At 33.6% G+C, this 17,767-nt stretch carries 17 protein-coding genes and 1 riboswitch; of the genes, 12 read left to right on the top strand and 5 right to left on the bottom strand.

Going from position 1 to position 17,767, the window contains the following annotated elements; translation table 11 throughout:
• Positions 1-9: 9 nt before the first annotated feature.
• Both PQ463_RS21090 and PQ463_RS21085 read right to left on the bottom strand, forming a co-directional pair.
• Positions 10-684 (bottom strand): response regulator transcription factor, encoded by a 675-nt coding sequence (locus tag PQ463_RS21090; protein WP_274255357.1) that lies wholly within the window; start codon positions 682-684, stop codon positions 10-12.
• A 185-nt stretch (positions 685-869) separates the two neighbouring features.
• A complete protein-coding gene (locus PQ463_RS21085; RefSeq protein WP_111426212.1) occupies positions 870-1,097 on the bottom strand; it encodes a hypothetical protein in 228 nt (75 codons plus the stop codon).
• 326 nt (positions 1,098-1,423) lie between these two features.
• Between PQ463_RS21085 and polA the strand changes: the two genes are divergently transcribed.
• Entirely contained in the window at positions 1,424-4,261 is a 2,838-nt protein-coding gene (polA, locus tag PQ463_RS21080) for a DNA polymerase I (protein WP_274255356.1), read from the top strand.
• A gap of 1 nt (position 4,262) precedes the next feature.
• On the opposite strand, the gene PQ463_RS21075 is transcribed toward polA, so the two are convergent.
• The gene (locus PQ463_RS21075; RefSeq protein WP_274255354.1) at positions 4,263-5,741 is read right to left on the bottom strand and encodes a KAP family P-loop NTPase fold protein; all 1,479 of its coding nucleotides are present in this window, start codon (positions 5,739-5,741) and stop codon (positions 4,263-4,265) included.
• 162 nt (positions 5,742-5,903) lie between these two features.
• Between PQ463_RS21075 and PQ463_RS21070 the strand changes: the two genes are divergently transcribed.
• Positions 5,904-7,022 carry a hypothetical protein gene (locus PQ463_RS21070; RefSeq protein WP_274255353.1) on the top strand — a complete coding sequence of 373 codons (1,119 nt, stop codon included), beginning with the start codon at positions 5,904-5,906 and terminating at the stop codon, positions 7,020-7,022.
• Positions 7,023-7,055: 33 nt separating this feature from the next.
• Here PQ463_RS21070 and PQ463_RS21065 read toward each other — a convergent pair whose 3' ends face one another.
• A complete protein-coding gene (locus tag PQ463_RS21065) occupies positions 7,056-8,081 on the bottom strand; it encodes a LacI family DNA-binding transcriptional regulator (RefSeq protein ID WP_111379258.1) in 1,026 nt (341 codons plus the stop codon).
• A gap of 207 nt (positions 8,082-8,288) precedes the next feature.
• Here PQ463_RS21065 and PQ463_RS21060 point away from each other — a divergent pair, with 207 nt between their 5' ends.
• From PQ463_RS21060 to tsf, 6 genes are all read left to right on the top strand, one after another.
• Entirely contained in the window at positions 8,289-9,035 is a 747-nt protein-coding gene (locus PQ463_RS21060; protein WP_274255352.1) for a ferritin-like domain-containing protein, read from the top strand.
• Positions 9,036-9,061: 26 nt separating this feature from the next.
• Positions 9,062-9,874 carry a ferritin-like domain-containing protein gene (locus PQ463_RS21055; protein WP_274255351.1) on the top strand — a complete coding sequence of 271 codons (813 nt, stop codon included), beginning with the start codon at positions 9,062-9,064 and terminating at the stop codon, positions 9,872-9,874.
• Between the two features lie 194 nt (positions 9,875-10,068).
• Positions 10,069-10,524, top strand: coding sequence for a 50S ribosomal protein L13 (gene rplM / locus PQ463_RS21050; protein WP_111379262.1), 456 nt, complete (start codon positions 10,069-10,071; stop codon positions 10,522-10,524).
• A complete protein-coding gene (gene rpsI, locus PQ463_RS21045; RefSeq protein WP_008466792.1) occupies positions 10,524-10,910 on the top strand; it encodes a 30S ribosomal protein S9 in 387 nt (128 codons plus the stop codon). Before rplM ends, rpsI begins: the two co-directional genes overlap by 1 nt.
• A 176-nt stretch (positions 10,911-11,086) precedes the next feature.
• Positions 11,087-11,854, top strand: coding sequence for a 30S ribosomal protein S2 (gene rpsB, locus PQ463_RS21040; RefSeq protein ID WP_111367996.1), 768 nt, complete (start codon positions 11,087-11,089; stop codon positions 11,852-11,854).
• Positions 11,855-11,997: 143 nt separating this feature from the next.
• Positions 11,998-12,960: a translation elongation factor Ts gene (gene tsf, locus PQ463_RS21035; RefSeq protein WP_111288029.1), complete on the top strand. Its 963-nt coding sequence runs from the start codon at positions 11,998-12,000 to the stop codon at positions 12,958-12,960.
• Positions 12,961-13,017: 57 nt separating this feature from the next.
• On the opposite strand, the gene PQ463_RS21030 is transcribed toward tsf, so the two are convergent.
• Entirely contained in the window at positions 13,018-15,081 is a 2,064-nt protein-coding gene (locus PQ463_RS21030; RefSeq protein ID WP_274255349.1) for a M3 family metallopeptidase, read from the bottom strand.
• A gap of 173 nt (positions 15,082-15,254) precedes the next feature.
• Here PQ463_RS21030 and PQ463_RS21025 point away from each other — a divergent pair, with 173 nt between their 5' ends.
• The 4 genes from PQ463_RS21025 to thiS all read left to right on the top strand — a co-directional run bounded on the left by PQ463_RS21025 (position 15,255) and on the right by thiS (position 17,663).
• Positions 15,255-15,917, top strand: a complete 663-nt coding sequence (locus tag PQ463_RS21025; protein ID WP_274255348.1) for a queuosine precursor transporter — start codon at positions 15,255-15,257, stop codon at positions 15,915-15,917.
• Positions 15,918-15,939: 22 nt separating this feature from the next.
• Positions 15,940-16,617, top strand: coding sequence for a hypothetical protein (locus PQ463_RS21020; RefSeq protein WP_274255347.1), 678 nt, complete (start codon positions 15,940-15,942; stop codon positions 16,615-16,617).
• A gap of 15 nt (positions 16,618-16,632) precedes the next feature.
• A complete protein-coding gene (locus tag PQ463_RS21015) occupies positions 16,633-17,193 on the top strand; it encodes a DNA-3-methyladenine glycosylase I (protein ID WP_274255346.1) in 561 nt (186 codons plus the stop codon).
• Between the two features lie 98 nt (positions 17,194-17,291).
• A riboswitch (TPP riboswitch) is annotated at positions 17,292-17,388 on the top strand.
• A gap of 68 nt (positions 17,389-17,456) precedes the next feature.
• The gene (gene thiS / locus PQ463_RS21010) at positions 17,457-17,663 is read left to right on the top strand and encodes a sulfur carrier protein ThiS (protein WP_274255345.1); all 207 of its coding nucleotides are present in this window, start codon (positions 17,457-17,459) and stop codon (positions 17,661-17,663) included.
• Positions 17,664-17,767 lie beyond the last annotated feature (104 nt).

Genomic DNA, 17,767 nt, shown 5'->3' with positions numbered 1-17,767 from the left:
AGAATAAATTTATTCGTTTATACGATACCCAACATTTCGAACCGTTTCAAACCAATCTATCGAAGTATGTTTGTCTAATTTTTTTCGAAGATTTCGAACATGAACATCTATAAAGTTGGAATCTGAATTGACTTCTAGAATATCTCCCCAAATATGTTCGGTCAATTGGAGCCTCGTAATAACTCGGTTTTTATTGAGAACTAAATACTGAAAAATATCAAATTCTTTTTTAGTGAGACTTAAGGGAATTTCATCAAAACTCACTTTATAATCTTGAAGTTGTAATAAAAAGCCATGAATACTTAAATTGTTTAAAGTAAAACCATGAATCCTGCGGATCACAGCAAACAATCTTGCTCCCAATTCTGTCAAGGCAAAAGGCTTTGTCAAATAATCATCGGCACCAAGATGAAGCCCGTTAATCCTGTCATCCAATTCTCCGCGCGCTGTAAGGACAATTACTGCAATCTTTGATTTTGTTTTTCGAATCGTCTGCAAGACTTCAAAACCATCGCCATCAGGCAAACCCAAATCCAACAGCATGGCATCATAATCATTGCTTCCAAATTCTTCCAATGCGTCGGCACAATTATTTGCAATTTTACAGATATAACCTGCATTGCACAGAAAATCGTAAACCTCTACAGCAAGTTCTTTATTATCCTCAACTATTAAAACATTCATAAACAAAGCATTTAAGCACAACTAAAATTAATCAATTATCAAAAGTCTAGCTGCACATTATTAAAAAATTAACGAATGAAAAAAGCTGACAAATTTCTTCATCAGCTTCTTCAATCGCATTCTCATAATCATTATTCCTGTTTTGCCTTCGTTACAATGCTTCGAAAACAAAACGAGAGCAATTTTTATTTTTTAGCTTTTGCGGTTTCTGCTTTCGGCGCCATTGGTTTTGCAGCTTCTGTTTTTGGAGCTTCCGCTTTTACAGTTTTTGCTTTTTTATCAGATTTGTGTTTAGGATGTTTTGTAGCTTTCACTTCTTTTGCTGGAGCTGTTTTTCCATCTTTTGCAGGAAATGCGTGAACCATTGCACTTGTTCCTAAAACTGCCACTAGTAACATTAATAAATTTCTCATGATTTCTAAGATTTAAGAATTAATACCTTTTATTTTACAGATCAAAATTACCTTCGCAACATGAAGAGAAAATGAAGAAATACCTGAATAAAAAATTTTAACTTGATATTAACGCTTTGCAGATTTTTACCATAATAAGTTATATAAGTTCATTTAAAAACTCTTCACAAATATGTAGACGCACTGCAGTGCGTCTCTACAGGCGCACCTCTACAGGCGTGTCTCAACTAAAATGAACTTATATAACTTATATGGTGGAAAAAAAATCCTGTTAGTCTAATTTTTGAGAACCCAATTGTTTATTTTTACAGACTAATATTTTTAATATGTCAACTCAAAAACGCCTTTTTCTTCTAGATGCTTATGCATTAATTTTTCGTGGTTATTATGCTTTTATAAAAAACCCGAGAATCAACTCAAAAGGAATGGATACATCTGCAATTATGGGTTTTATGAACTCACTTCTAGATGTTATTAAAAGAGAAAAACCAGACCATTTGGCTGTTGCTTTCGACAAAGGCGGTAGTCATGTAAGATCTGAAATGTTTGTTGATTACAAAGCAAACCGTGACGAAACTCCAGAGGCAATTAAAATTGCTGTTCCCTATATTCAAGAGTTATTAAGAGCCATGCATATTCCAATTATTGAACTTGCGGGCTGTGAAGCCGATGATTTGATTGGAACAATTGCCAAACAAGCCGAAAAACAGAACTATCAGGTATTTATGGTAACGCCCGATAAAGATTTTGCACAATTGGTTTCTGAAAATATCTTTATGTATAAACCTGCCCGAATGGGTAACGGAATCGAAATTTGGGGAGTTCCTGAAGTTTTGGCAAAATTTGAAATTGAAAGACCTGAACAAGTAATTGATTTTCTTGGAATGATGGGTGATGCTGTCGATAATATTCCTGGATTGCCTGGTGTTGGTGAAGTAACAGCAAAAAAATTCTTGAAAGAGTTTGGTTCTATGGAAAATCTTTTGGCTAATACAGATAAGCTAAAAGGTAAAATGAAAGAAAACATCGAAGCGAATAAAGAAAAAGGAATTCTTTCTAAAAAACTGGCTGCGATTATTACCGATTGCGATGTTACGTTTAATGAAGAAGATTACGAGCTTTCTCGCCCAGATATCGAAAAAACAGATGCTATTTTTCAAGAACTAGAATTTAGAAGAATGGCTGAGCAATTTGACAATTTGTTTAAAACAGATGGCGCTCAAACTGCTACTGCTGCTACAGATGCAAAACCAGCTAAAAAAACTGCCGCTAAAAATGAAGACCAATTTGATCTTTTTGGAAGCGCTGATGCAGACGAAGATACAGATGCTCCAAGAACTTCTTTTTATAATACTTTAGAAAACACAGAACATTCCTATCAGACCATTCAAGGTGATTTAGGAATTAAATTACTTTTACAGAATCTACAAAAACAACCAGCAGTTTGTTTTGATACAGAAACTACAGGAATCGATGCTCTGCACGCAGAATTGGTCGGAATGTCGTTTTCTTATGAAAAAGGAAAGGCCTTTTATGTTCCGTTCCCAGAAAATCAGGAAGAAGCAAAAGCTTTAGTCGAAAAATTTGTTCCGTTTTTTGAAAATGAAAACATTGAGAAAATCGGACAAAATTTAAAATATGATTTAAAAATCCTTTCTAATTACGGTGTAACTGTAAAAGGAAAGCTTTTTGATACTATGATTGCACATTATCTGATTAATCCAGATATGCGTCACAATATGGATATTTTGGCAGAAACGTATTTAAAATATTCTCCAAAATCTATTGAAACTTTAATTGGCAAAAAAGGAAAAAATCAGCTTAATATGCGCGACGTTCCTTTGGAAGATATTAAAGAATATGCAGCAGAAGATGCCGATATTACGTTACAATTGAAAGAAATCTTCACAACTCAATTAGACAAAACTGGAACTAAAAAGTTATTTGACGAAATCGAAATTCCGTTAGTAAGCGTTTTGGCTGATATGGAAATGGAAGGTATTCGTCTTGATGTTGATTTCTTAAATCAAATGTCGAAAGAAATGGATGTTGAAATCAAATCTTTGGAACAGAAAATTTACGAAACAGCTGGTGAGAAATTCAATTTGGCTTCTCCAAAACAATTAGGAGATATTTTGTTCGACAAACTTAAAATTGGCGGAGCAAAACAAAAGAAAACCAAAACAGGGCAATATGCAACTGGTGAGGAAGTGTTGACTTATTTGGCAAATGACAACCCAATTGTAAAAGATATTTTGGATTGGCGCCAAATGGTAAAACTGCAAAGCACATACATTTTAGCCTTGCCAGAACAGGTTGACAAAAAAACCTTACGCGTTCATACAGATTATATGCAGGCAGTTGCTGCAACAGGCCGTCTGAGTTCTAATAATCCAAACTTGCAGAATATTCCGATTCGTACCGAAAGAGGACGCCAGATTCGTAAAGCTTTTGTCGCACGTGATGAAAACCATACTTTAATCTCTGCGGATTACTCGCAAATTGAATTGCGAATTATTGCCGCTCTAAGTGGCGAAGAAAATATGATTAAAGCTTTCCAAAATGGAGAAGACATTCACAGAGCAACCGCTGCAAAGGTTTTTAATGTTGCTTTAGAAGAAGTTTCCCGCGAACAAAGAAGCAATGCTAAAACGGTAAACTTCGGAATTATCTATGGTGTTTCTGCTTTCGGATTAAGCAGCCAAACTTCACTTTCTAGAAGCGAAAGTGCCGCTTTGATCGATGCATACTACAAAACTTATCCGCGTCTTAAATCTTATATTTCTGAACAAGTTGAATTTGCTCGTGAAAAAGGTTATGTACAAACTATTTTAGGTCGTCGCCGTTATTTAAAAGATATTAATTCTGCTAATGCTGTTGTAAGAAGCGCCGCAGAACGAAATGCTGTAAATGCACCAATTCAAGGAAGTGCTGCCGATGTGATCAAAATTGCCATGATCAACATTCATAAAAAACTTCGTGACGAAAACTGGAAGTCTAAAATGCTTCTTCAGGTGCATGATGAGCTTGTGTTCGATGTTCACAATGATGAACTCGAAAAAATCCAGCCAATGATTAAACACGAAATGGAAAATGCTTTTAAAATGTCGGTTCCTTTAGAAGTAGAACTTGGTTTAGGTAAAGACTGGTTAGAAGCGCATTGATTTACAATGCGCTTTTTACTATTTTTTTTATAGAACTTAAAGATGAATCAGATGTATTCTTTTTAGTATAATTCATTACATTACTTTCAATTATAAACTTAAAGAATAAATATTCAATTTTATTTCCTTTTACTAACATTTGATTAATCTTAGAATTCTCCCAAATAGATGCAGCTGACAACTGATTTACATCTGACGGAGCAAGACATATTAAATAGGCCGCAATAAGATCATTATTCTCTAAATTAATATTTCCTAATGTTTTTTTTGATTGATTAATGGTAATCCATTTGTTTAAATTACCTATGGCAGAATTAATGTCTTTTATTTGATCTGAATTTTTAAATCCTTGCAAATAATTTTTCCTTTTTAAATCAAAATCTAGGAAATCATCAAAATATTTTGGATAAAACTCATGTAGAATTATTAAATACAACACCAAAATAGTCTCAAAATAATTCCTCTCTTCAGCATTCTTCTCATCTATATTAGGAAAAGGATAATATTTTTCAGGTAACTGTAAAAACTTTATATTTCTAAGTATTTGGTATTTGTTTAAAACTTTTTTAATCCTTCTAGGATTTGTAAATTCCAAATACTTAAAAAAAATATTTATTCTATGATTAATTGCTATTTTGCCATCACCTATGTCATAATAAGTATCATCAAAATAATGATTAATTAATTTTTCTAAGTCATCATGCTCAGGCATGGAAAAAGAAATATCAAATATCTTTTCCAAGTATTCATGTGCAATTACAATCTCACCATATTTTGTTTTAACAGCTTGCCCAACAGCTTTTTTATCAACGCCACAAAAGAAAATTGTTTTGCATCCATAAGTAAAAAATAATTTTATAGCTGAAAGCAAGTTTAAAACTTGTTCTGGTTCACATCTGTCTAAATCATCGATAAAAACTATATTATATTTTGGATTATCGCCTTTTGTAATATTGTCTTCTAAACGAATAAATTCTGTTTTAAAATTCCCTAATGCTTTATAAAATGTTAGCTCTTCGCTTTTAGAAACTTCTTCAACGAATGCTGATGGATCTAATTCTATAGCTGGCCCATTTGTAAAGAGTGGTATATTTAATTTTATAGATTTCCCTAAACCTCTTAAAATCCTTCCTCCATATTTAAGAATGTCATCAAAAAACTCTTCAGTGGTATCTTTTCTTTTATATGTAATAAACTCAAGCAAAGACATTGCTAAGTTTTCATCTTTCTCAAACTCCCAAGCTTCAAAGAAAAAAGTATTAAAATCTCCTTTTAATTCTTTTTCAAGATATTTCATTAAACTGCTTTTTCCACTTCCCCATTCACCATAAAGAGAAAACATCTTAATCTCATCAAACTGATCTTTATTTCCTTTTAAAAATGTTTTTATTAAATCTCCTTTATCAATTATTCCTAAATAATCAGTTTGAGAAGTTAAATCTTCAATTGGCAGATTTGATAATAATTTGGGGGTTGTCATAAAAAAGCTTTTTTTCAAATGTAGCTTTTTAACATAAAAAATCCATTCAAAAGAATGGATTTTTCACTTCATTAAAATAAAATGTTTTCAAGCTTTACGAATTTCACTTTTTCTTACATTTACTACTTCGTTTAAAGATTTTTAAAACTTAAAAGAACAGTAATGAAAAAATTTTTTTTCTTCCTATTTCTATTTTATTCAACTATCGCGTTTTCTCAAAACAAAATTTATTATCTCGAAGGAACTTTAGGCAAAAGCACTATTTTTATGACTGTTCAAGTTTATAAATCGGACAATGAAGCCAATTTAAATGCTGTGTATTTCTATAAAAATTCCCTAAAAGATATTAAGCTCGAAGGAAAACTTAAAGACAGCAATAATTTCACTTTCTATTTTAAACCTGGTGATAATATTACTGAAAAATTCTACCTCAAAAAATCGGGCAATAATTTTGATGGCTTTTGGTATGATGCCAAAGACAAGCAGTTAGCCGTTCATCTTGAACCTGTAAATTTTGATAACTATAAATCGAATCTCAAAATCAGATTTGATGATGAACGTCTCAATCTAGTAAAATATAAATTTCTGGAATTCAAAAAGCAGAAAACCACGATTTATAACAACAAAGAGTTTGTATGGTATTCTGAAAAACATTGCGATTCAGATTTCTTTAGATTGGGAAATAATTTCTCAGAGAAAAATAAAACTTTGATTAATCCAATTTTAGAAAAAATACATATTGAAAACACATTAGCTCAGCTTAATTGTGCGTCTAGTTTTGAATATAGCCAAGGGAAAGGCATTGAAGGAAATACAACAATTAATTTTCTGAACAATGACTTATTAGGTTTTCAAGTTTCGATGTTTTGGGATTGCGGAGGTGCTCATCCAGATTTTGGAAGCAGTGGATATCTAATTGATTTAAATAATGGAAAACAATATGGAATTGATGACATTCTAGCTTTTGACAAAAGCGTGACGGGTGACAGTGAAAATAATTTTGATGCTTTTTCAAAATATAGAAATGACTTTTTTTCTCCTAAATTACTTGCTGTAATTAATTCTCAGGAACATTTTGAAAAACCAAAAAATGAAGATGATTATTGCGATTACACCAATGAAGAATATTGGGATTTTCCATCTTGGAATTATACAGAAAAAGGAATTGAATTTACTCCAATCTTTTATAGAGCCGCAAGATCTTGCGAAGAACCTTTTTTAGTTCCTTTTGAGAAATTGAAAAAGTATAAGAACCCTAAATTTCCTTATGAGTTTAAATAAAAAAATCCCTTCAATATGAAGGGATTTTTAGTTTTATTTTTTTCGAGTTGATTCTCTTTCTTTCAATTTTGTCTTAATGACGATCGTTTCATATTCAGAAACTGTCCCTTCAGGTTCTTCCAATCTTTCAATTAATCTTTTGGCAGCCACTTCTCCAATTTCAACACCATGCTGACTTACTGTTGTCAAACTTGGCGATAAACGTCTTGAAGCTAAAATACCATCTGCAAAACCAATAATAGAAATATCTTCTGGAACTCTGTATCCTTTTTTCAAACTTACTCGTAGAGCCGCAACCGAATCATTTTCATCTAAAGCAAAAATTCCATCAATTTTATTGTCAAAAATCGCATCAATTTTAGCTTTCATATCTTCTTCAGAATCGGTACGAAGAATAATTTTTTCATTTACCGGAATATTATTGTCCGCTAAAGCTTTCAAATATCCGTCAGCTCTTAATTTTCCAACACTCAAGTTATCTACAGAAGATATTAAAGCGATATTTTTACATCCAAGATTGATTAAATGCTGTGTTGAATTTAATGCTGAATCGAAATCATCTACAACAACTTTGTCGCAATCTACTTCATCAGCAATACGATCAAACATTACGATTGGTGTTCCGTCGTTAATTATTTCAGAAAAATGATTGTAATCTTGAAGTTTTTGAGCTTCTTCTGAAACCGAAAGGATAAATCCGTCAATGGTTCCATTACTCAACATTTCAAGTGTATGAATTTCTTTCTCTAAAGATTCGTTAGAAATACAAGTAATTACATTATACCCTTTCTTATCGGCAACTTTCTCAATACCGCTAAAAACTTTCGCGAAGAAAGAATTTAGAATATTAGGAATAATTACCCCTATCGTTTTGGTTTTACGATTTTTTAAATTTAGACCAATAACATTCGGCTTATAATTTTTGAGTTTGGCATACTCCTTAATCTTAACCTTCGTTTGCTCACTAATTTCCGGACTGTCATTCAACGCTTTAGACACTGTTGACACAGAAACTCCTAGTTCTTTCGCAATTTGTTTTAGAGTTGCTTTAGCTTTCATCTATAAAAGTTTATGTAATTAATACAAATATAGTAGAATTACCGAAAATAAAACAAAAAACAACCATTTGTCTTTGAAATTATACTGCCTATTCGAAAAAAATCCATAAAAGAAGATTTTTCTGAAACCGCATCTCCTAAAATTTCGTTAATAATTAAATACCAAACAACTATGGCCAATGTTGTTAACCTAATAAAAAACTTGATTATGAAAAACGAAGTTAAAATTCATGAAGTTGACCCTTCACTGAATAGCAGAAGGAGCTTTCTTAAGCTCAGTGGATTAACATTAGTTACCACAGGTTTGGTTCTTGCTGGCTGCAGCGATAATGACGATAACAACAATATGGAGGACACATCCTTGCCTGGAGTCAGAAATGGCGTTTTTGACCTAGGCTCAGGCGACTTTGGTGTTCTCACTTACGCTTATGCTCTAGAACAGTTAGAAGCAGACTTTTATACTAAGGTGGTAAATTCTACAAACTTCAATACTATATTTAATGATACAGAACGTCAAGTTTTGACCGACTTATATCATCACGAAGTAGTTCACAGAGATTTTTTTAAAGCAGCTTTGACTGGAGCACTTCCAGATCCTAGCTCTCAATTACTGCCATCTTTAGCATTCAATTACGGCTCTTTAAATTTCAACAGCCGCACCGAAGTTTTAGCAACCGCAAAAGCACTTGAAGACACAGGTGTTGCCGCTTATAACGGAGCTGGAAAATTGATTAAAACTGCAGATTATTTACTATTAGCAGGAAAAATTGTTTCAGTTGAAGCCAGACACGCATCAGCGATAAGAAGCTTGATCAACCCAAATTCTAAAGATTTTGCTGGAGACGATATAGTAAATATGTCAACAGGATTAGACGATGCAAAAGATCCATCTAAAATCCTGCCGATTGCTGCTGGTTTTATCACCACAAAATTCACAGCTAAATACTTGCCTTAATCTTAACCAGCTAAAACTTAGAAATTATGAACATTTTAAAATTTATAGAATCCTTTACTGATGACAGTTTAATGAACAGTACTGGTTCCCGCAGAGACAGTTTTTCGCATTTTGGAAATATTGGAAAAAATTTAGCATTGGCATCTATCCCTTTCGGATTATCTGCTCTTACTAATAAAGCTTTTGCTAAAGACATAACAGCAACTCCCGCAACTCCAATTGGAGCTTTGCAATTTGCATTGACTTTAGAATATCTTGAAAACGAATTTTATGCGATGGCATTAGATTCAGGGGTTATTCCAGCTTCTGAAAATGGCGGACGCGATTTAAAAGTCTTTCAACAGATTGCAGATCATGAATCTGATCATGTCAAATTTTTAATTGCTGGATTGGGCGGAACGATGAGTCCTAACTTTGTTCCTAAACCAACTTTTGATTTTACTGTAGGTGGAGCATTTGATCCATTTCATGATTACCCAACATTCTTAGCTTTGGCACAAGCCTTTGAGGACACAGGAGTTAGAGCATACAAAGGACAAGCTGCAAATTTGATAACAACGCCAGATTTATTGACGGCAGCATTACAAATTCATTCCGTCGAAGCTCGTCATGCTTCTGAAGTTAGAAGACTAAGAGGCTTAAAAGGATGGATTTCTAATGCCGAAAGAGGCGCTGGCATGCCAGCAGCAACACAAGCAGTTTATGATGGCGAAGGCGTAACTATGCAAGCGGGGTTTAATACCGCAACCGCATTTGGTGCCGCAGCAGGCTCAGAAGCTTATGATGAGCCACTTACAACACAACAAGTGGTTGATATTGCCAATATATTTATTGTATAATCAATTTTATTTCTAAATATTTAACCGTCTTTACTTTATTGTGAAGACGGTTTTTTTATTCACTAAAAAATTAAAAAACTGAAGTCCTGATTTTCAGCAGATAAAATATTCTTTCAGGTATTTGGTTTTAAAATAATTAATTGTACTTTTGCATCCCCTTTATTGGGGATGGAATGTTTAATTAAAATAATATTATGGACGCATTAAGCTACAAAACAGTTTCAGCAAGTAAAGCCACTGTAACTAAAGAGTGGATTGTTGTTGACGCTGAAGGTCATAACTTAGGACGTCTTGCTTCTAAAGTTGCAATGATTTTAAGAGGTAAGTACAAGCCAAGTTACACACCGCACGTTGACTGTGGAGATAACGTAATTGTTATCAACTCAGAAAAAATTAACCTTACAGGTACAAAAATGAATGACAAAATTTACATGCGTCATACAGGTTACCCAGGAGGACAAAGAACTTTAACTGCTAAAGTATTGCAAGCTAAAAATCCAGCTGCATTAGTAGAAAAAGCTGTAAAAGGTATGTTACCTAAAAACAAATTAGGTGCTGAACTTTTTAGAAATCTAAATGTTGTTGTAGGAGCTGAGCACAAACACGGAGCTCAAAAACCTAGAACTGTTAACCTAAATGATCTTAAGTAATGGGAGTTATTCACAAAATCGGTAGAAGAAAAACCGCTGTTGCACGTGTATACGTTTCTGAAGGAACTGGAAACATCACTGTAAACAAAAAAGAATTCGCAACTTACTTTCCAACTGCAACTTTACAATACAAAGTTTTACAACCGCTTTCTATGACAGAAAACGCTAGTAACTTTGACGTAAAAGTAAACGTTTACGGAGGTGGTACAACTGGTCAAGCAGAAGCTGTAAGAATGGCATTAGCACGCGTAATGTGTGAAGTTAACGCTGAAAACAGAGCTATCCTTAAACCAGAAGGTTTATTAACAAGAGACCCAAGAATGGTTGAACGTAAGAAATTCGGTCAGAAGAAAGCTCGTAAGAGATTCCAATTCTCTAAACGTTAATATTACCTGTCTTGTTCAGATGGGACAAGACATTATCAATTATTTATTGAAATTAAAAAACACAGTTATTGTTGCTCTCCTATCGAGGTAGGATATAGTTTAGCATCTAAATGTATAAAGCCAGAGAAATCGCCATTTATACATTGCTAATCAACAGAACGTAAACTAGTACAAAAATGGCAAACAAAATAGAAGTAAAAGAATTACTAGAAGCAGGTGTTCACTTCGGACACATGACTAGAAAATGGGATCCAAATATGGCTCCTTACATTTATATGGAGCGTAATGGTATTCACATTATCAATCTATATAAAACTGCAGCTAAAATTGAAGAAGCTAACGAAGCTTTGAAAAAAATCGCTGCATCAGGTAGAAAAATCTTATTCGTAGCTACCAAAAAACAAGCAAAAGACATCGTTGCTGATAAAGCAAAAGCTGCAAACATGCCTTACATCACTGAAAGATGGCCAGGTGGAATGTTGACTAACTTCGTAACTATCAGAAAGGCAGTTAAAAAAATGTCTTCTATTGATAAAATGAAGAAAGACGGTACTTTCAACACTTTATCTAAAAAAGAGCGTTTACAAGTTGATCGTCTACGTGCTAAATTAGAGAAAAACTTAGGTTCAATTGCTGATATGTCTAGACTACCTGCAGCATTGTTCGTAGTAGATATCAAAGCTGAACACATCGCAATAAAAGAAGCTCAAAAATTAAACATTCCAGTTTTCGCAATGGTTGATACGAATTCTGACCCAAGAGAGGTTGATTACGTGATTCCTGCAAATGATGACGCTTCTAAATCAATTGACAAAATTTTATCTTTAGTAACTACTGCAGTAATCGAAGGTCTTTCTGACAGAGGTGCTGAGAAAGAAGTTGAAGCTGCTGAAGAAGCTCCTGCTGTTGAAGCTGAAGCTCCTGCAACTGAAACTGAAGAATAAATCAAAATTTAAATTCCAAATTTTAAATTCCAAAATCCAAGACAAAATTAAAAACGTTATGTTGATAATTTATTAAAATTGGAGTTTGGGATTTAAAAGCTGGAATTTTTTACTTTTAAAAACATATTAAAACTTAAAATATTATGGCAACAATTACTGCTGCAGACGTAAATAAATTAAGACAATCTACAGGTGCCGGAATGATGGACTGTAAAAAAGCTTTAGTTGAAGCTGAAGGAGATTTTGATAAAGCTATCCAAATCCTTAGAGAAAAAGGACAAAAAGTTGCTGCTAACCGTTCTGACCGTGAGTCTGCTGAAGGAGCTGCTGTTTCTTTTATCAATGCTGACAACACTAAAGGAGCTATCATCACTTTAAACTGCGAAACTGACTTCGTAGGTAAAAATGAAGCTTTCGTTGCTTTAGCTAAAGATTTAGTAGAAAGAGCTATCAACTTCTCTTCTAAAGAAGAATTATTAGCTTCTGATTTCAACGGAATTACAGTTGCTGAGAAATTAATTGAGCAAACTGGAGTTATCGGTGAGAAAATCGAAATCGGTGGTTTCGAAATTTTAGAAGGTGCTTACGTTGGATCTTATGTTCACGTTAATAAAATTGCTGCTTTAACTGCAATTTCTGCTCCAGTTGCTAACGCTGAAGCTTTAACAAAAGACATCTCTATGCAAGTTGCTTCTATGGGAGCTGATACTTTATCTTACAAAGATTTTGATCCTGCTTTCGTTGAATCTGAACTTGCTGCTCGTATTGCTGTAATCGAAAAAGACAATGAAGAAGCAAAACGTTTAGGAAAAACTTTGAAAAATGTTCCTAAATACATCTCTTTCTCTCAATTAACTCCTGAAGTTATCAAACAAGCTGAAGAAGATGCTAAAGCTGAATTAAAAGCTGAAGGTAAACCAGAGCAAATTTGGGATAAAATTCTTCCAGGAAAAGTTCAACGTTTCATCTCTGACAACACTACTTTAGATCAAGAGAAAGCTCTTTTAGATCAAAACTTCATCAAAGATGACAGTAAAAAAGTTGGTGATTACGTAAAAGGATTCAATGTTGAAATTACAGGTTTCAAAAGAGTTACTTTAGGTTAATATATTATTTTCAATATTAAAAAGCCCGAATATTTATTTATTCGGGCTTTTTTATTTTTAGCTTTCAACTGGAAAATTTCTCGCTCTCATCAATGCATCAGATTGTGGTGCATGGCCTCTAAAATTCTCATACATCTCTTCATTATCAATCGTATTCCCAACGCTTAAAACAGTTTCATAAAGACGCTTAGAAATTACTTTATCAAAAGGACCATTTCCTTGCAAAAATGCCTCATACGCATCTGCATTAATAACATCCGCCCATAAATAGCTGTAATAACCTGCAGCATATCCATCACTCGAAAAAATATGGGCAAACTGCGGAATCCTGTGTCGCATTACGATTTCAGACGGCATATTAATTTCACTTAAGATTTTCTTCTCAAATGCATGCGGATCGACTGTTTCGGTTGTTAAATGCAGCTCCATATCTACAAACGAACTTGAAATAGTCTCAACTGTTGCAAAACCTTCATTAAAATTAGCCGCTCTTCCAATTCTTTCCACCAATGATTGAGAGAGAGGCTCATTTGTTTTATAATGAAGCGCAAATTTATTCAGAACCTCCGGAGTCGCTAACCAATGCTCTAATAACTGAGAAGGAAACTCTACATAATCTCTCGCAACCGAAGTCCCAGAAAGACTTGGATAAGTAACGTTAGAACACAATCCATGAAGTGCATGACCAAATTCATGAAACAAAGTTGTCGCATCATCCCACGAAATTAAAACAGGTTCATCGCTATTTCCTTTTATGAAATTGCAATTGTTTGACACAATAGGAAGCACGTTACCTTTTATTTTCTGCTGGTCTCTATGCGAATTCATCCACGCTCCCGAACGTTTTCCTGCACGAGCATAAGGATCAAAATACCATAAGCCAATTGGCTCTCCTGTATTTTTATTATTCACTTCCCAAACGCGAACATCTGGATGATAAACCGGAACATCAAATAATTGCTTAAAACCTAAATCAAACAATTCTCCTGCTGTCCAGAACATTCCTTCGCGTAAATTTTCCAGCTGTAAATATTGTTTGATTTCATTCTGGTCTAAGTCGTATTTTGCTTTACGCACTTTTTCTGCATAATAGCGGTAATCCCAAGGCTGAATTTTAAAGTTATCGCCTTCTCGATCTACCATTTCTTGCATAGCCGCAACATCATTTTTTACTTTTTCTACCGCAGGTTTCCATACAGAATGCATCAAATCGAGCGTCTTTTGCGGATCTTTAGCCATCTTGTTAGACAAACTCCACTCAGCAAAGTTTCTAAAACCTAAAATCTTTGCTTTTTCTGCTCTTAATTTTAATATAGACACAAGAGTTTCATTTGTATCATTTTCGTTCTTATTATCGCCTCGCTTTACGAAAATACCAAAAGCTTTTTCCCTTAAATTCCTTCTGTTTGAAAAAGTCAAAAAAGGTTCAATTGAAGATCTTGTGTTTCCAATACATCCTAAAACATTTAAATTTCTTTCTTTCGCTTCTGCAATTGCTGCATTCTTAAATTCCTCAGGCAAACCGTCAAAATCAGCCACTGCCTCTAACTCTATATACTGATCGTTTTCTTCTGCCAATAACTTTTGACTAAAAGCGGTAAAAAGCGTTGCCAATTCCTGATTGATCTTAGCCACTTTATCTTTACCCTGTTCGTTTAACTCTGCTCCTTCCCTAACAAAATCAGTATAATAAAGCCATAGCAAACGTTGTTGCTCCTTAGTTAAATCCTTCTTTTCATCCGATTTATACAAGGCTTCAATTCTAGAAAACAGTTTGTTATTTTGATACAGTTTGTCATTGATCTCTGCCAATTTTGGCGACATTTCTGTATCAATAATATTAAATTCTGGAGTACTTAAATTAGATCTATAAATACCATAAACCGCATGAATTCGATCTAATTTTGCCCCTGAAAGCTCTAAAGCTTCGATGGTATTTTCAAATGTAGGTTTTTGTGGATTATTGGCAATTGCATCAATCTCTTCCAATTTTTCTTTGATCGCAAATTCTATTGTGGGCTTAAAATCTAAAATTTTATATGCCGTAAAATCTGGAATGCCTCCATAAGGACCAGACCAATCTTTTAGCAATGAATTATCTAACTCTATCGGTGTTTTCATAACAAATACATTAATTAATTCTGTGCAAAATTTCGATCAGAAAAAAGAGCAACAGAATCTCAAAATTAACCAATCGAAAGCAAACTTCATACGCCAACAGATTATAAAAATTAATCTGCTTCTAAGATTTAAAAAGAAATAGTTTATTTTTGAAATACCAATTTAAAAATAACATGTTTAAAACCAGAAAAGAAATTGTTTTTGTAATTTTAGCAGGAATATTTATTACCAATGCCGTTGTGGCTGAGTTAATTGGAGGAAAGCTAATTCAAATTGGCCCTTTTGTAATGAGTATAGGAATTTTGCCTTGGCCAATTGTATTCCTAACTACCGATTTGATTAATGAATATTTTGGTGAAAAAGGTGTAAAAAAACTTTCTTTTATAACTGCATGTCTGATTGCTTATGCTTTTTTGATACTTTTTATGGCAATTGTTATTCCCGCCGCAAAAGGAATTAGCCCAGTAAATGACAGTCAGTTTGAAGCTGTTTTTGGACAAAGTATGTGGATTATTATTGGAAGCTTAATAGCTTTCATGGCATCGCAGCTTATTGATGTATGGATATTTTGGTTCTTTAAAAACAGAACCGGCGAGAAAAAAATATGGCTAAGAACCACAGGTTCTACTGTAATTTCGCAATTATTTGATTCATTCATTGTTTTAGGAATTGCATTTTGGCTTCCTGGAAAAATTGATTTTGACACTTTTATATCTTCAGGAATGATAGGATATACTTTTAAGTTAGCAATTGCTATTTTATTAACTCCAGCAATTTATCTGGGGCATCATCTGATTAAGAAATATTTGGACGAAGATCCTGCACATAAAGGATAAAAAATAAAAACATATTTAGGTCATGAAAAAAAATTACTTGTTTATTTTATTCTCTGTTACCTATTTCTTTTTAAGCTGTGGCAATGACGAAAAAAAACAGCCTAAAGAAGCCATTCAACCTGTTAACAAGTTAACGCCAGCTCCTGTCAAAAAAGGTGTGAAAATTTCATCAAAAAACATTAAGACCTCTAAAGAATTTGGAATAGAAAAAACCGCTGTAAATCAAAAAGCTTTCGCTGTAAAAAATGCCATTGCGATAACTCCAGCTCCTGATCTTGAAAACAAAACTCAAAATGCAAATATTGATATTAAAAAAGAAGCAAATGACAAATTGCTAAACTTTATTAATATTCGAAAGATCCTCGATAATTGTAAAATGGGCCAAACAATGACACAAAAAGAGCTGACGCAAAACTTTGAAATTCCTGAGGAAGCTGTTAAACTAGTTAAAAGCGTCACTAAAACGGCTGAAAATGAGTTGTCTGTTAAATGGAAATCAACTTGGCTTGTTGAAAAAGTATCAGATGCTGAACTTGAAGATGGCAAAATGAAAGTAAAATTCAAAGCAAATAAAATGTACATGTCGGGCAATGCTATCGGCATTAAATACAACAGAAAAATCTACACTAATTTAATTATAATTGGACGCTCAGCTTACATTCCAACTGTAAAAGGATATAGCTGGCAGATTGGAAGATAAAATTAGAATTAAAAAATGGAACCAATAAGATGTGGCTGGTGTTCTGCCAGCGATTTGTATAAAAAATATCATGACGAAGAATGGGGAACTCCTATTTATGACGACCCAACTATTTTTGAGTTTTTAATTCTAGAAACTTTTCAGGCTGGACTAAGCTGGATTACTATTTTAAATAAAAGGGAAAACTTCAAAACTGCTTTTGACAATTTTGATTATAAAAAAATTGCTAATTATTCTGAAGATAAAATCGAAGAATTAATGCAGAATACACGAATCATTCGTAATCAACTCAAAATTAAATCTGCCGTTACAAACGCTCAGGCCTTTATGAAAGTTCAAGATGAATTTGGAACTTTCTCTGATTATATCTGGAAATTTACTGGCGGCAAACCAATTGATAACAATCCAAAAACTTTGAAAGATGTCCCGGCAACTACTCCAATTTCTGATGCGATCAGCAAAGATTTAAAAAAACGCGGTTTCAAGTTTGTTGGTTCAACCGTTATTTACGCTCACATGCAAGCAACCGGAATGGTCAATGATCATGTAGAAGATTGCTTTACTAGAGCTAAATAGTTTTCAGTCACAGTCTCATTTTTCAGTGACTTTTCTTAGTTTTAAAAACTGAAAACTGAGACTGTGACTGAAAACTTAAAAAAATTACATATATTTGCTTCACACTTTAGGGGTGTCTGCATCGCGCAGGCTGAGATTTTACCCTCTGAACCTGATCTAGTTCATACTAGCGTAGGGAAAAGTAAGATGACTTCTTGAATGCATTTCTATGCGTCATTGTAGCCATTCCTAAGGTGTATCTATACACTAAACTCAAAAGAGGAATGGAACTAAAAATCAATCAACAAACCAAACAATTCAATGCTGAATCGCTAAGCGTTCAATCATTGCTCGATCTCGAAATTCCGAACAAACAAAACGGAATCGCCGTTGCTGTTAACAATACTGTTGTTCCAAAACTCAATTGGAACGAATTCTTCGTACAAGAAACCGACGAAATTTTAATTATTTCTGCTACCCAAGGAGGATAATTTTTAAAATCCAATATAATCCCGATAGCTATCGGGACCAAATTCCAATTATATACTGGATGTAGACGCACTGCAGTGCGTCTCTACAGCAACTCATAACATAT

Source organism: Flavobacterium sp. KACC 22763, from assembly GCF_028736155.1.
GTDB lineage: Bacteria > Bacteroidota > Bacteroidia > Flavobacteriales > Flavobacteriaceae > Flavobacterium.
This window is presented reverse-complemented; position numbering and strand designations above follow the sequence as displayed.

What these genes read in the sequence shown, in the direction of transcription:
- PQ463_RS21090 (WP_274255357.1), bottom strand. Translation starts at nt 684, where the DNA reads ATGAATGTTTTAATAGTTGAGGATAATAAAGAACTTGCTGTAGAGGTT.
- PQ463_RS21085 (WP_111426212.1), bottom strand. Translation starts at nt 1,097, where the DNA reads ATGAGAAATTTATTAATGTTACTAGTGGCAGTTTTAGGAACAAGTGCA.
- polA (WP_274255356.1), top strand. Translation starts at nt 1,424, where the DNA reads ATGTCAACTCAAAAACGCCTTTTTCTTCTAGATGCTTATGCATTAATT.
- PQ463_RS21075 (WP_274255354.1), bottom strand. Translation starts at nt 5,741, where the DNA reads ATGACAACCCCCAAATTATTATCAAATCTGCCAATTGAAGATTTAACT.
- PQ463_RS21070 (WP_274255353.1), top strand. Translation starts at nt 5,904, where the DNA reads ATGAAAAAATTTTTTTTCTTCCTATTTCTATTTTATTCAACTATCGCG.
- PQ463_RS21065 (WP_111379258.1), bottom strand. Translation starts at nt 8,081, where the DNA reads ATGAAAGCTAAAGCAACTCTAAAACAAATTGCGAAAGAACTAGGAGTT.
- PQ463_RS21060 (WP_274255352.1), top strand. Translation starts at nt 8,289, where the DNA reads ATGAAAAACGAAGTTAAAATTCATGAAGTTGACCCTTCACTGAATAGC.
- PQ463_RS21055 (WP_274255351.1), top strand. Translation starts at nt 9,062, where the DNA reads ATGAACATTTTAAAATTTATAGAATCCTTTACTGATGACAGTTTAATG.
- rplM (WP_111379262.1), top strand. Translation starts at nt 10,069, where the DNA reads ATGGACGCATTAAGCTACAAAACAGTTTCAGCAAGTAAAGCCACTGTA.
- rpsI (WP_008466792.1), top strand. Translation starts at nt 10,524, where the DNA reads ATGGGAGTTATTCACAAAATCGGTAGAAGAAAAACCGCTGTTGCACGT.
- rpsB (WP_111367996.1), top strand. Translation starts at nt 11,087, where the DNA reads ATGGCAAACAAAATAGAAGTAAAAGAATTACTAGAAGCAGGTGTTCAC.
- tsf (WP_111288029.1), top strand. Translation starts at nt 11,998, where the DNA reads ATGGCAACAATTACTGCTGCAGACGTAAATAAATTAAGACAATCTACA.
- PQ463_RS21030 (WP_274255349.1), bottom strand. Translation starts at nt 15,081, where the DNA reads ATGAAAACACCGATAGAGTTAGATAATTCATTGCTAAAAGATTGGTCT.
- PQ463_RS21025 (WP_274255348.1), top strand. Translation starts at nt 15,255, where the DNA reads ATGTTTAAAACCAGAAAAGAAATTGTTTTTGTAATTTTAGCAGGAATA.
- PQ463_RS21020 (WP_274255347.1), top strand. Translation starts at nt 15,940, where the DNA reads ATGAAAAAAAATTACTTGTTTATTTTATTCTCTGTTACCTATTTCTTT.
- PQ463_RS21015 (WP_274255346.1), top strand. Translation starts at nt 16,633, where the DNA reads ATGGAACCAATAAGATGTGGCTGGTGTTCTGCCAGCGATTTGTATAAA.
- thiS (WP_274255345.1), top strand. Translation starts at nt 17,457, where the DNA reads ATGGAACTAAAAATCAATCAACAAACCAAACAATTCAATGCTGAATCG.